The 13,787-nt window shown below is 63.5% G+C and carries 11 protein-coding genes; 7 read left to right on the top strand and 4 right to left on the bottom strand.

Annotation, left to right across the window (positions count from 1 at the left end; genetic code table 11):
* From G342_RS0121730 to G342_RS0121720, 3 genes are read right to left on the bottom strand one after another with little or no spacing between them, the layout of a single operon-like run.
* Positions 1-1,515, bottom strand: coding sequence for a hypothetical protein (locus G342_RS0121730; RefSeq protein WP_018185284.1), 1,515 nt, complete (start codon positions 1,513-1,515; stop codon positions 1-3).
* The gene (locus tag G342_RS0121725) at positions 1,512-2,381 is read right to left on the bottom strand and encodes a hypothetical protein (RefSeq protein WP_018185283.1); all 870 of its coding nucleotides are present in this window, start codon (positions 2,379-2,381) and stop codon (positions 1,512-1,514) included. The genes G342_RS0121730 and G342_RS0121725 overlap by 4 nt, the downstream gene beginning before the upstream one ends.
* Positions 2,382-2,417: 36 nt before the next feature.
* Positions 2,418-3,488, bottom strand: a complete 1,071-nt coding sequence (locus G342_RS0121720; RefSeq protein WP_018185282.1) for a glycosyltransferase — start codon at positions 3,486-3,488, stop codon at positions 2,418-2,420.
* Positions 3,489-4,371: 883 nt separating this feature from the next.
* On the opposite strand from G342_RS0121720, the gene G342_RS25850 reads away from it, so the two are divergent.
* The 3 genes from G342_RS25850 to G342_RS24955 all read left to right on the top strand — a co-directional run bounded on the left by G342_RS25850 (position 4,372) and on the right by G342_RS24955 (position 7,221).
* Positions 4,372-5,346 carry a sensor histidine kinase gene (locus G342_RS25850; protein WP_083931328.1) on the top strand — a complete coding sequence of 325 codons (975 nt, stop codon included), beginning with the start codon at positions 4,372-4,374 and terminating at the stop codon, positions 5,344-5,346.
* Positions 5,343-6,002 (top strand): response regulator, encoded by a 660-nt coding sequence (locus G342_RS0121710; RefSeq protein ID WP_018185280.1) that lies wholly within the window; start codon positions 5,343-5,345, stop codon positions 6,000-6,002. Before G342_RS25850 ends, G342_RS0121710 begins: the two co-directional genes overlap by 4 nt.
* Before the next feature lie 106 nt (positions 6,003-6,108).
* Positions 6,109-7,221, top strand: coding sequence for a glycosyltransferase family 4 protein (locus tag G342_RS24955; protein ID WP_018185279.1), 1,113 nt, complete (start codon positions 6,109-6,111; stop codon positions 7,219-7,221).
* Here G342_RS24955 and G342_RS0121700 read toward each other — a convergent pair.
* Positions 7,184-8,767, bottom strand: a complete 1,584-nt coding sequence (locus G342_RS0121700) for a hypothetical protein (RefSeq protein WP_018185278.1) — start codon at positions 8,765-8,767, stop codon at positions 7,184-7,186. The genes G342_RS24955 and G342_RS0121700 overlap by 38 nt on opposite strands.
* A 563-nt stretch (positions 8,768-9,330) precedes the next feature.
* Here G342_RS0121700 and rfbF point away from each other — a divergent pair.
* Genes rfbF through G342_RS0121680 form a run of 4 tightly spaced genes read left to right on the top strand, consistent with a single transcriptional unit; the run spans position 9,331 to position 13,773 of the window.
* Positions 9,331-10,152, top strand: coding sequence for a glucose-1-phosphate cytidylyltransferase (rfbF, locus tag G342_RS0121695; protein WP_083931326.1), 822 nt, complete (start codon positions 9,331-9,333; stop codon positions 10,150-10,152).
* Positions 10,153-10,155: 3 nt separating this feature from the next.
* Positions 10,156-11,256: a CDP-glucose 4,6-dehydratase gene (gene rfbG, locus G342_RS0121690; protein WP_018185276.1), complete on the top strand. Its 1,101-nt coding sequence runs from the start codon at positions 10,156-10,158 to the stop codon at positions 11,254-11,256.
* The gene (locus G342_RS0121685) at positions 11,222-12,547 is read left to right on the top strand and encodes a DegT/DnrJ/EryC1/StrS family aminotransferase (RefSeq protein WP_083931325.1); all 1,326 of its coding nucleotides are present in this window, start codon (positions 11,222-11,224) and stop codon (positions 12,545-12,547) included. The genes rfbG and G342_RS0121685 overlap by 35 nt, the downstream gene beginning before the upstream one ends.
* Positions 12,548-12,558: 11 nt before the next feature.
* Positions 12,559-13,773, top strand: coding sequence for a class I SAM-dependent methyltransferase (locus G342_RS0121680; protein ID WP_040879259.1), 1,215 nt, complete (start codon positions 12,559-12,561; stop codon positions 13,771-13,773).
* The last annotated feature ends 14 nt before the right edge of the window (positions 13,774-13,787 follow it).

Below are 13,787 nucleotides of genomic sequence, written 5' to 3'. Positions count from 1 at the left end.
TCAATGCGCTGGGGCATTGCCGACCCTCACGGATTGCATGCCGACGCCATCGCCCGCCAACTCGTGCAGATATTCCTCCAGATTGGTCCAGCCGTCGCCGTCCCGGTCCAGTTGGCCGTCGGTCGGATCGGAGGGGCTGAGGCCCATCGCGAGTTCCCAGTCGTCGGCCATGCCGTCCTGGTCCTTGTCGACCGGCGGCGCCGACGCGGCGAGCAGCGGCCAGCCACCAACTTTTGCCGGATCGGACTTCAGCAGCTCGCCCGAACGCGTGCGGACCGCCTCGACCATCCTCAGGTCGACGGCGTCCCGCATCGGCCGCGTCGCGCCGGCCCGGGCCAGGACGTCGTCATAGGCCTGACGCGGCGAACTGGGGCGGACGTCGGCCACGTCGAAGGGCGTCGCAACCAGGGAGTCCCGCCACTTCTCCGCGATGACAAGGTCATCGGCGAACGAGTCGTCGGGCCGGTAGGTCTCGTCGATGTTGTCGGCGACGAAAATCGAGAAGCCGTTCCCGCCTTCGGGGAAGGCATGGACGAGATGGTCGTCCTTCTCTCGCTTCCCCTTGATCTTGTAGTTGCCGACCACATTGGCGCGCACCTTGGTCCAGCGGTCGCTGAAGCTGATCACATAATCCCAGATCGGCGAATAGAGCACATTGTTGACGACATCGGCCGTACCACCGTGATCGCTCAGCTGGAACTGCGGATTGCGAAACTTGCCGAACGCGAAGAGGTTGTGATGGACGGAGATGTTGCCGCCCTTCGTCATCAGCATGTTGCGCGCCCGGTTTTGCTTGCCGGGCCCGCCATCGAGCAGCGGCTCGGTGACGAAGCCCCACTGGAAGGTGACATTGGTTGCCCCTTCGGAATCGATCGTCTCGTCGGAGCCCCAACTGGCCGAGACATGATCGACGATGATGTCGGTGGCGTCCTTGCCGTAGAAGCCGAGCGCGCCGGAGCAGCAGGCCTTGATGGCATGCGGCCCCGGGCGAAGCCGCAAATGCCGGACGATCACGTCGTGGGCGACGATTTCGAGCGACGGCCGGATCTGCCTCGGACCATTTCGGATGGCGATCCCCTCGCCAGGCGCCGTTTCCCCGGCGATCGTCAGGAAGGGATTGAGCACCACCAGCGAGCCATAGTCGAGGGTGATCGTCCCACCGGTCCGGAAGATGCAGGTGCGCGGGCCCTCGGCGCCGATACAGGCCCGCAGCGACCCCTCACCACGATCGGCCGTTGTCGTCACGAAAATTACTCGCCCGCCGCGGCCGCCCTGGGCAGCAGCGCCAAATCCCTCCGCCGTCGGAAAGGCCCGCTGCCGCCCGTTCGACAATTTCGGTGAGATCGGGATCTCTGAGCCGGGGTCCGGGCTCGGTGGCGTATCAAGCAGGGTGACCCAGCGCGGGATCAGGACGGCCAGATGCCCCTTGGCTGAGAACAGCGTCACGGCGAGCAGCACCACGGCAGCAACTATGCTGAAGCGCTGCAGGTGGCGGAGGGACCGGGTCAGGCTCATGACGCCTCCCGTCGACGCGGCTCAGGCCCCGCCTCAAGAACCAGGTCCTCGATCTCGGATCCATTGCCGATACGGTCCAGAACCTCGAAGATCCCCGCCTCCCCCAGTTCGAACAAGGTTCCGTCATGCCGCTGTCCCGCGGTCTTGACGACCAGCAAGAGGGCTCCCGGGCCACGGCAATAGGCCCGGATGTTGGCAATCGCGATGCGCAGGCGATCGGGCCCGAAATAGCCGAGATTGAGGATGTTGGCCGCCCGAATGAAATCGAAACGCTGCTCGAAGCCCGTCTCCGGCACGAAGATGTCGTTCTCCAAGAGGCGGATCGGCCGTCCGCTGAGCGCCCGGCTTTCCATCCGGACGGATTCCGAGGCCCCCGCGGCGATGCGCCGGCGCAGCCGCGGCTGCAACAGCGAGCGGGCAAGCAACAGCGGCAAGGCGGCCAGCGTGATGAAGTCGAGCCGTCGCACCCAGGCTCGTATGCCGATCCCGGCGACACCGTATTGCAGCGGCCAGCCCTCCGGATCGGAGAGCACGTGGATGCCGGGCGCCAGGTCGACCAGATGCGCTTCGATGAACAGATCCGTACCGACGACTTGCGGAACAGCGCCTTGCGCGCGCAGGAAGTCGGCGAGTTCGACGGTCGTCAGACCGGTCGACGCGCCGATATCGAGCACCGCGCAAGGTCCATTCTTCACGCGATCGCGGACGATCGGACCGAACTCCGCCTCGAGCGTCGCGAAACGTGACGGCCGGGTGAGCTTGAACGTTCCGTTGCGCATCTTCAGATTCGAGAAGAACTCACACTCCAGTGCGAGATCGGCCTGCGATCCGGGGGACGAAAAGAAGCGTTTCGCTGTCACAGTCATGATCTGCGAGCTCCAGGCACGATCATCCGGCGCCTCTCAGCCGTGTCCGATGAAAGTGTCGTAGCGACGCACGACCTGCGGCAGCGAGTAGTTCTCGTCGACCCGGCGCCGGGCGGCCGTCGAAAGGTCGACATAGCCGGGAAAATCGATATCGAGCATGCGGCACATGCCCTCTGCCAGGGCGTTCGGGTTGCCGGGCGGGACGACCAGGCCCGTGTCGCCAACCACGGCGGCGGCCTCCCCCACGTCGGTGGTGACCACCGGCCTGCCATAGCTCATCGCCTCGGCCACGACGTTGGGAAAGCCTTCCGTGCGGGAGGACAGCACCAACACGTCAATGCTCCGGTAGAATGCATCCATGTCGGCCACCTCGCCACGCAGCATGATGGCGGAATCCGGCAGGCCGGACTCGGCCATCATGCTGCGCACCATCTCGTTGTCGTCGCGAAGCCCGGCGCCGACCGCCAGGAACCGCGTCGCCGGGTGCCGCTGGTGAACCATCGCCGCTGCCCGGAAGAACGTCCCGTGATCCTTCTGCCGATGCAGCCGAGCCGCAATGCCGAACACCTCCGGCTTCCGGCACGCCGGCTGCACAGCAACCGGTTCGAACCCGTTCGGAATCACCTCCATGTTGTCGTTTCGGAAGCCGAAGTTGCGATGGTGCTCCATCGCTCGGGCGGAATTGAAGATGATCCCGTCCGGCAACCGGGAGAGCCGTCGGGCCAGGCGGACCGCCTGCCGGGTGTTCCAGGACAATGCCGAAGGATCGTCCAGCGATTGGCGGACGTTCCAGAACACCGGCACGCGGTGGCCGGAAAGGCGGGCAGCCAGCACGCCCGCGATCATCGCGTGATACATCCAGCAGAGAACTACCCGCGGACGCTCCTTCGCAATCAACTGCGAAAGCCGGACGATGGCCGGCACCGCGCCGGCCACCGACTGCAACTGGAGCGGCACATAGCGGATGGAGCCCCCCTCCAGCCACCGGTTGCTGTCTGAGATGTCGATGAGAGAAACGACGAGGGCCGGCTCCATCGAGACGCGAAGCAGCCTCGACAGCATCGCCTCCGCGCCGGCCTTGGCCGTGTAGTTCGTAATGACGTGCATTATCATACTACAGATCGCTCCAATCATTGATTTGTGCTGACGCCCCAAACAAGCACCAGCGGAAATAGATTGACGCCGACCCCAATTTGCTACAATTTTCAATCAAATATTGAATTAATTAGCGTACGGATCTTTCGTCCTTCGCAGGGTACGGAACGGGGGCCTTGCGGATCATCCATACTGGCGGTGATTGCCAGCAAGCTCGTTATCAATACAAGTATAGATACAAATATCTACCTGAGAGCTTGCAGTAGCATAGTCCGCCGGGCACGTAGTCTGGGAGGATTAAAAGCCTGACAAAGCCCACCGTCTCTCCTGACAAAGCAACCCTCCGCGCCTTCACTTCGGGTATTTGCCGCCAAGTGGCTCCGTTTGACGCCCAAGGCAGGGCTGCCCGGACAGGCCCGAATGTCGGAAAAGCCCGCTTTATGAGGCCCGCCGGAGGCCCGCAACCCCGGCGGGCATCACCAACATGAAACGCCACACCCCAAACGGCATCCAATCAACTGGATACAACCATACGTAAACATGAAATGTTTAGCACTGCTGCCATACAATTTGACTCACATTGACAATTATCAGCGCCGAAAATTGGAGACAAACAAGCACTTGATCGAGACATGACATTGGCCATTTATAATATATTAGGCAGACAGGTAAGGGGCAGATGTGTTTGGACGTCAGGGTTGCTCACATTTGGTTGAAACGCCACTACTTTGACCCTGAAAATATTCATGCTATCTCTCGCATCAAGCGACACATCGCCATGGGTCTTGGGCACGGCAACAAGGGCGAATGGGGTTTCCCCGGCGCCCTCGGGATGAGGGTTTTCACCTAGCGCACTTCCCCTCTCCGGCATGAGGCATTCATCTAAGGGGACAGCATGATGACATTGTCACCAGATATTGTAGTTGGCGATGATTCAGTAATATTGCCTGTTATTTCATCCTTTACTGATCAAGAATCGAGCCAAGATAAATTCTCAATGAGCGGTGGCCCTTCTCAAGAAGAGCCCGACCTCCTGCGCCAAGTCGCACCGGAGCCATCGGAAGAGGTCCTGCAATTTCGCTTGAAGAAGAAGAGAAATACTGCGCGCGCCAGTTCCGAACCCGGTCCGTTCAAATCCATAGAGGTCGGTGCCGTCGATACAGCTGTCGACATGCCCGTCTCGACGGACTCCCGACCGGCGAGCTGGTCGATCCTCACAAGAGAACGCCAACGCCTGTCACGCGATATTCATGACGTCTCCGGCCAATACATCGTTTCCATGCTGTTCCGACTGGCGGCGATCGAGAAGACCGTTACGGATCCGCGACTGCTGTCGGATTTCGTGGATCTGCGCAAGACTCTGACCCATTTCAGCGAAGAACTTCAGCAGGTCGCTGCCGGCGGAAGGGTGGGGGTTCCGCCGGGCTACTATCTCGTCACCGCGCTCACGGATCTGGTCGAACGGTGGCAAGGCGAGATCGGCATTGCCACCCGGTTCCGGCATCGCGGCATGAACCGCCCCGACGTCGACGATCGGACCGCCGAGACTGTGTACCGGATTATCCAGGAAGCCCTTACCAACATTGCCAAGCACGCCGCCACCGCGTCGACGGTCTCCATCCGGCTGCGGCGCATGCCGGACTATCTGATGCTGCAGATCGAGGATGACGGTTCCGGTCCGGGCGCCGCAATCCTGGAGGACAGCGATCCCAAACGCCGTCGTTCCGGCGTCGTCGGCATGAGTCAGCGCGTTGCCGAACTGGGCGGCACCTTTTCCATTCGGCCCCGGCGAGGCGCCGGAACCCGGCTGCTGGCCACGATCCCGCTGAAGACATCCATCTTGCGCCGCCCCGGAGGCGAAGCACGATGACATTGCCAATCCGGACCGTGATCGTCGACGACCACCCTGTCGTCGTGGCGGGCGCCCGCGCCCTTATCGAAGCCTCACCCGACATCATTTGTGTCGGCGAGGCCAATAATGGCGCCGACGCGCTGGAACTGATTGGCCGGACCGCTCCGGACGTTTCCGTGCTGGATGTCTCGTTGCCGGACATGAACGGCCTCGTCCTGACGGAACAGATCATCAAGCGCGGCTACTCGGCCCATGTCGTGATCATGACGCTCTACCATGATCGCAGCTATGTGCAGCAGGCTCTGCAGGTCGGCGCCAAGGGCTTCGTGCAGAAATGCTCCGCTGGCCAGAACCTCCTGCTGGCGATCCGCTCGGTGATGCTGGGCGGACTGTTCTTTGATCCCCCCACGGCGAGCGAAATGACAGCAGCGCCCGCCGAGCAGAACGTGGCGGTCGCGAAATCCGTCGGCGCCCTGGGGCTGACCGCCCGCGAACAGGATGTCCTTCGGATGGTCGCGCTCGGCTATTCCAACAAGGAGATCGCGGCGCGCGCCAATATCAGCATCAAGTCGATCGAAACCTACAAGGCGCGAGCCACCGAAAAGCTGAAACTGCATTCGCGAGCCCAGATCGTTCACTTTGCCGTGACACATGGCTGGATGAACGTCACCTGAGATCGATGCGACCGGGGCGCGGGAATCCGATTGGCTGCCCCCGCGGCGGGACTCCGCCGATGCAATGACAACTGCCGGAACCGGTTGCGATACAGCGGAGATCCCCGTGAGAATTGCGTTCGTCCTCTCCGGTCTCGGCGCGGGCGGTGCAGAAAAGATCGTCAACCTGCTGGCCCACCATCGCCAGCGGTGCGGGGACTCGATCTGCATCCTCGCCGTGAACGCCGATAGTCCGGAATCCTATTTCCCCTATGATCCCGACATCCGCGTCGTCACGCTGGGCGGTCGGCGGCATGGCATGACGCGCGTCACCGCCACCGGGCGACAGATCCTGGATCTCCGCCGCCGTCTCGCCGAGCTGAAGCCCGATCTGGTCGTGTCGTTCCTGACCAAGATCAACGTGATGGCCGGCATCGCGACCGTCGGCTTCGATGCCCCGGTCATCATGTCGGAACGGAACAATTTCCAATCACAGGCGATGAGCCCGATCTGGCGGCTCGCCGGCCCGATCGCCGCGCGCCGGGCCGCCAGGATGGTGATGCAGACCTCGGATGCCTGCCAGGCTTTACCGCCCGGCCTGCGATCGCGCACCACGATCATCCCCAATCCCGTCGCCCAGCCGGAGGATCTCGTCTCGCTGCCCGGCGACGGCACGCGGGTGGTGGCGGTCGGCCGGCTGGAGCAACAGAAGGGGTTCGATCTCCTGCTCGAGGCCTTCGCACGATTCGTGCGGCACGTTCCGTCCGGCCGGCTGACGATCTTCGGCGACGGTCCGCAGCGCGCCGCCCTTGAGCAGCAGGCACGGGAGCTCGGCGTCGGCGATCGCGTCCGCATGCCAGGTGTCACCAAATCGCCAGGCGACTGGGTGCTCGCCGGCGACATCTTCGTGCTGAGCTCGCGCTTCGAGGGGTTTCCGAATGTACTGCTCGAAGCGATGACAGCGGGGCTCGCCACCATTGCCTTCGATTGCCCCTGGGGCCCGTCAGAGATCCTGAACAGCCCGGATCTCGGCATTCTCGTCACGGCTGGCGATGTCGGCCGGCTCAGCGATGCCATGCTGCGCCTCGTCGCCGATCCCGATCTGCGGCATCGGCTGGCAGCAGCCGGCGCCCATGCGGCGGCCGAGCGCTATTCGATGTCGTCCGTGCTCTCGCGCTGGGACAGCGTCATCGCCGATGCCGTCATGGCGTCGCCGGTGAACCAGACTGCGCCGGCCTGAGATAGAGCACCGCGTCGCCGTAGCGATCCTCGATGACAAAATCCTTTGCCGGCGCGTAGCCGTTCGCTTCGGCAAAAGCGCGCATCGGCGCCTCGAGCCCGGGGGCGAAGCCGAGCAGCAGCGCCGCGGGCGGCTCGCTGGCCAGCAGGGCGCCGATGTGCGTCGGCGACGTCATCTTGTATTGGGCGGCCAGCGCCGGCGGCGTGATATCTCCCGTCCGGTAGGCGAAAGGCCCTGTCGAAAGTTCCGGATAGACCTCCAGCCCGCCCTCGAGCGGATAGATCGGCGCCAGCGTCGCCACCTTGCCATGCGCGCCCGCCTCGGCCATCCGATCCGCGATCGCGACGCCGGCGTCGTGAACCCGCATCACGGTCCAGCGGCCCGGATGCGACACCCGGCCGAGATACTGGCCGAAGCGCGGCGCGGCGATCACCAGCGCGATCGCCGTTGCTGCGAGCAGGATCGGCGTGACCTGCTGGCGTTGCTCCGCACCGAGGCTGGCGAAAACGACGGCGAGCGCCAGGGGAATGCAGACCAGCGGCGGTCCGAAATACTGCGGAAAGCCCGGCGTCGGTACGAAGCTCAGGACGGCACTGAAGACCAGGGCGCCGAACACGACCGATATCGGCCCCGACGACAGACGACGCGTCACCGTGCCGACGTTCGGGGCATCGCGAAGCGCCGTGATCACCAGCGTCACCAACGCCACCAGCGCGACGGCGACACCGGCGGAGAACCAGATTTCCTGCGCGAGTGCGAGCTTTCCGGCCAACGACATCGCGGCTCGGTCATCGGCCATGCCGGGCATGCGCATATACTGGACATGCGGGCCGGTGTGATATCCGAGCACATGCGCCAGGAAGCGCTGCCGGTCGGTGGCCAGATAGTAGAGAACCGGCAGGCCGCCGACGATGCCACCAATGGCGAGCGGCGTCACCACACGCAGCACCCTCTCCTTGATCCCGAGCGCCCGCGGCAGCAGGAAGGCCGCGATCACCACCGGGGGAATGAAGGCGACGGCACTGACCTTGAAACAGACGGCCAGCGACAGGAAGAACCCTGCCCCGGCATAAAGAAGCGGGCGCGGGCGCTCGTCCCGGACGCCGAGGATGAACAGACCGAGCCCGAGCAGGGAGAACGGCAGCGGCAGCAGATTGTTGGTCGCCGTCATGCCGGGTTGCGTCAGGAAGAGCTCGTTGGTCACACCGAGAAGAACGATGCACCAGCTCGCCAGGCGCGACTGGGTCAGCGCATAGCTGATGCCGCCGATCACGACGATCAGAGCGACCCATCCGAGCAGTACACCGAGACGCCCGGTCAACAGCAGATGATCCGATCCGGTCAGCTTGCCGAGGCCATAGAACAGCCAGGCCGAACCCGGCGTGTGATTATAGAAGAAGTCGCGGTACATCTCCTGCGTTTCGAGCAGACGGATTGGCGGAACATAGAGCTGCTCGTCCTTGCGCAGGTCGTAGTTCAGGATGCGGAAGGCCAGCGCGGCGAAGATCAGCCCCGACAGGATCGCGACGCCCAGGCTGGCCAGCAACGGCCCCAATCGAGTCGGGTGCCGGGCCATTCTCAGGGCGGGGGCTCTTTCAAGGTAGGCCATCTCGAAGCTCCGAATGGAAGGAGACCGTTCGGCAGGGCCGGTAAATCGCACCGAGGGACCGGTTCTGCCCAGGCCAGCGATCCAGCCACCCACGCCCCGACTGGAGACTTCCTGAATTCACGAGTATCCAGAATTTTATCAGTGACCCATACAGCCGGAATCCCGACACCGGAACGAGGGATTATCCTGACATGCTGCAGCCTTGCGGGTTTACCCAAGTCAAGATAGCATCACCATCAATATAGTAGATGAAGATACTACTTGTAATCTATAAGAACGAGCCAATTTCGGCAAAGCAGTCTGGATATTTCCCTTCAGATTATCAAATAAGTTGACTGCTTGCATGCCCAACACGCTGTCCTCGCGACACTGTTATCAAGACTGACCCTGAACGCAGCAGATCGAGGCATTTCGCGGGAGCGCGCCCTTTTCGGGCGCGCTCGCCCGCATGAACACGATGACCAGACCTGACCCCAAGGCTGGCTCGCTGGAGGCCCGTCATGAAAGTTGTTCTTCTGGCCGGAGGTCTCGGCTCTCGCCTAGCCGAAGAAACCACCCGCGTCCCAAAGCCGATGGTAGAGGTCGGCGGGCGCCCGATCATCCTGCATGTCATGGATATCTACAGCCACTGGGGCTATCGCGACTTCGTAGTAGCCGGTGGCTACAAGTGCATGATGATCAAGAACTTCTTTCACAATTTCCACTTGTCGACCGCTGATTTCACGGTCGCGCTTGGAAATGGATCGATGGTTCTACGCCCCACCAGGCCGCTCGACTGGAACGTCTCCGTCGTCGACACCGGCCTCGCCACCATGACGGGGGGGCGCCTGTTGCGGTTGCGCGACTGGCTCGACAGCGACACCTTCATGGTCACCTATTCGGACGGCGTCGGAAACATCGACCTCGACGCCCTGCTCAAGTTCCATCGCTCGCATGGCCGGCTGGCGACCGTCACCGCCGTGCAGCCGCCGGCGCGCTTCGGCAATCTGGAGATCGAGGGCGACCAGGTCGTCGAGTTCACCGAGAAGGTTCGCAAGCACGAAACCTGGATCAATGGCGGCTTCTTCGTCTTCGAACCGGGCGTGCTCGACTATATCCCCGCGCTTTCCGAACCGCTGGAAATGTCGCCACTCACCAAGCTCGCCCAGGATGGCGAACTGTTCGCCTACAAGCATGCCGGTTTCTGGCATCCGATGGATACGGTGCGCGATCGCGACTATCTCGAAGGTCTGTGCGAGAGCGACGACCCACCCTGGCTGCATTTCACCAAGCCGGTCGCTCCGCCGATCGCCAGCGGCCCGCAACCCGAGGCGAGGATCTAGGCCATGGCCGCGATCGTCGACGAGGGCTACCTGTCCGAAATACTGCGCGGGCGCCGGATCCTGGTTACCGGGCACACCGGCTTCAAGGGCGGCTGGCTGTCGCTCTGGCTCCGGCGTCTCGGCGCCACCGTCGTCGGCGTCGCGCTGCCTCCGACCGCGCCGTCTTTCTGCAAGGCGGTAGGACTGGAGGATCTGGTCGACGGCCGCATCGGCGATATCCGGTCCGAAAGCGCCTTTGGCCGCAGCATCGAGGGACAGGATTTCGATCTCGTCATCCATCTGGCCGCGCAAGCCGTCGTGCGAGCCTCGTTCGAGGCCCCGGTCGATACCTACCTGACCAATGTTGTCGGCACGGCCGTCGTCCTCGATGCCGCCCGGCGCATACCGTCGCTGCGCGGCGTCGTCGTGGTGACCAGCGACAAGTGCTATGAGAACCGCGAATGGGTCTGGGGCTATCGGGAAAACGATCCGATGGGCGGCCGCGACCCCTACAGTTCCTCGAAGGGGTGCGCCGAACTGGTCGCGGCGGCGTTCCGGTCCTCCTTCTTCAACGATCCGGCCGGCCCACAGCTCAGCACGGTCCGCGCCGGCAACGTCATCGGCGGCGGCGACTGGGGCGCAGACCGGCTGATCCCGGACCTGGTGCGCTCGGTCGAAACCGGCGTCCCGGTGCGACTGCGCAACCCGAAGAGCGTGCGGCCCTGGCAGCATGTGCTGGAGCCGGTTCGGGGCTATCTGCTGCTCGCGGCTCGCCTGCTCGAAGCCGGCGCGCGCTACGCCGGCGGCTGGAACTTCGGCCCCGACACTGGCGCCACCGTCGAGGTCGGCACGCTGGCGGACATGGTGATCTCGAAATGGAGCGGGCGCCGGCCGCACTATGTCGTCGAACGTCGCGACAACGAGCCGCCCGAATCCGTCGTCCTTCGCCTCGACAGCACGAAATCGGGAGTCGAACTGAACTGGAAGCCGCTGCTCCGGTTGGACGACGCCGTCGCGATGACGGTCGCCTGGTACCAGAAGTATCAGCAGGATCCCGCTCGTATCCGCTCCTTCTCGCAGCATCAGATCGATGACTACGCCGCCGCCTGGGCGCGCGGCGCCTGACGTCCGATTGCCGACCAACGCAGATGAGGATCGCAAAATGCGCGTGAACTACGGCCAGTCCGTCTATGGCGAGGATGAAATCGCCGCTGTCGTCAAGGTCATGCGCTCCTCCACCCAGATGGGAGCCTCGGTGAGGGCCATGCAGGAGCGCGTCGCCGCGCTCTTCGACAAGCCGCACGGCGTCATGGTCAATTCGGGATCGTCGGCGAACTATCTGGCGATCGAGATCCTGGACCTGCCCAAGGGCTCGGAAGTGATCACCCCCGCCCTCACCTTCGCCACCACTGTCGCGCCGATCGTCCGGGCAGGCCTGGTACCCGCCTTCGTCGACGCCGCCGAAGCCACCTACAACATCGACGTCGACGCGATCGAACGCATGATCTCCCCAAACACGCGGGCGGTGATGATCCCGTCGCTGATCGGCAACCTCCCCGACTGGGACCGCATCCATGCCATCGCCGAGAAGCACGGGCTGATCGTCATCGAGGACAGCGCCGACACGTTGGGCGCCACCCTCAACGGCACCAGCACCGGCAGCCGCTCCGACATCAGCACCACCAGCTTCTACGGCTCGCATGTGATCACCGCCGCCGGCAATGGCGGCATGGTCTGCATCCGCGACGAAACGCTGGCGCGGCGCGCCCTGCTGCTGCGCTCCTGGGGCCGGACCTCCTCGCTGTTCATCGACTCGGAGACGATCGAAAACCGCTTCAACGTCGAACTGGACGGCTTCGCCTATGACGCCAAGTTCGTCTTCGAAGAGCTTGGCTTCAACATCGAACCGTCGGAAATGGGCGCCGCCTTCGGGCTGGTCCAGCTCGACCGGCTGCAACAGAACATCGCGGCGCGCGAACGGAATTTCGCCGCCCAGCGCGCCTTCTTCGAAGACTATGAGGAATGGTTCCGGCTGCCACGGCAACTGCCGGGCGCCCGGACCGGCTGGCTTGCCTTCCCGCTGACGATCCGCCCCGACGCCCCGTTCACCCGGCGCGACATGCAGATCTTCCTCGAGCGTCGCGACATCCAGACCCGCCCAGTCTTCACCGGTAACATCCTGCGCCAGCCCGCCATGGCCGGCATCACGCACAAGGCAGCACCCGGCGGGTATCCGGTCGCCGACGATGTGATGCGCGGCGGCATCCTGCTCGCCTGCCATCATGGCCTGACGGAAGCGCAGCTCGGCCATATCCACGAGACGTTCCGCGATTTCGCCAAAGGTTTCGCAGCCAAGCCCCCCGTCAGGGAGGGGATCCGCATGGATCGCCCTTCCGCGGCAATCATGGAAAACTGACGATGGCCCTCATGACCCGTTGCCGTGCCTGCCTGGCGCCCTCACCGCATGTATTCCTGCCAATGGGCGACCACCCTCCCGCCAACAGCTTCGTCCGCTCGGAGGACGTGCTGAAGCAACAACCGGTCTACCCGCTCGACACGCAGGTATGCCTGGAATGCGGGCTAATCGAGGTGGAAGACCAGGTTCCAGAGGGCTTCTTCGAGCACTATCTCTACGTCCCGTCTGGTGCGACGCTGATGCACACGCATTTCGGCGAGCTTGCCGAAATCATGAAAAAGGAAGCTGGGTCCGACCTCGTCGTCGACATCGGCTGCAATGACGGGCTGCTCCTATCGGCCTGCAACAAGCTCGGCTGCCGAACCATCGGCGTTGATCCGGCCGCCAATCTGGCCGAAATCGCCCGTTCGCGCGGCGTCGATGTCGACGTCGGCTATTTCACGGCCGCGTCCGGCGCGGCGCTGGCCGAGAAATACGGCAAGGCTAAGGTGATCGTGACCACCAACACCTTCAACCATATCGGCGACCTGCATGACTTCATGGCCGGCGTCGATCATTGGCTCGCCGAGGACGGCGTCTTCGTGATCGAGGTGCCATGGGCGAAGAACCTCATCGCCGGCAACGAGTTCGACACCGTCTATCACGAGCATGTCTCCGAATTCAGCCTGCTGTCGCTGGTCAAACTCGGCGCCTTCTTCGATCTGGAAGTCGTCGACGTCCACCGTCTCGGCGTGCATGGCGGATCGATGCGGGTGTTCCTGAAGCGGACGGCAGCGGCAACGACGCCGAAGGCGATCGTCGCGGAAATGCTGGCCGAGGAACGCGATGCCGGCATGCTGGCGGTCGAGACCTACGAGGACTTTGCCGCCCGGATCGAACAGGTACGAGGCGAGTTGATCGCCATGCTGGCCGAACTCAAGCAAGCGGGTCTCAACATCGCCGGCTATGGCGCCCCGGCCAAGGGCAACACCTTGCTCAACTATTTCAAGATCGGCCCCGAAACCCTCGACTATCTCGTCGATCGCAACACCCTGAAGCAGGGGCTCTATTCGCCAGGGATGAAGATCCCCATCCGCTCGCTCGACGCGCTGGAGGAACAGAGGCCCGATGTTCTGCTGGTCCTGGCCTGGAATTTCTTTGACGAGATCCGCCAGCAGCAGAGCGCGTTTTCGGCCCGTGGCGGCCGGTTTCTGGTGCCCTTGCCGCGTCCTGTGCTGGTGAACTGATCCGGGTCGACCGA

It is taken from the genome of Kaistia granuli DSM 23481 (genome assembly GCF_000380505.1).
Taxonomy (GTDB): Bacteria; Pseudomonadota; Alphaproteobacteria; order Rhizobiales; family Kaistiaceae; genus Kaistia; species Kaistia granuli.
Note: the sequence above shows the minus strand (reverse complement) of the source record. Positions and strands in the feature narration are given on the sequence as shown.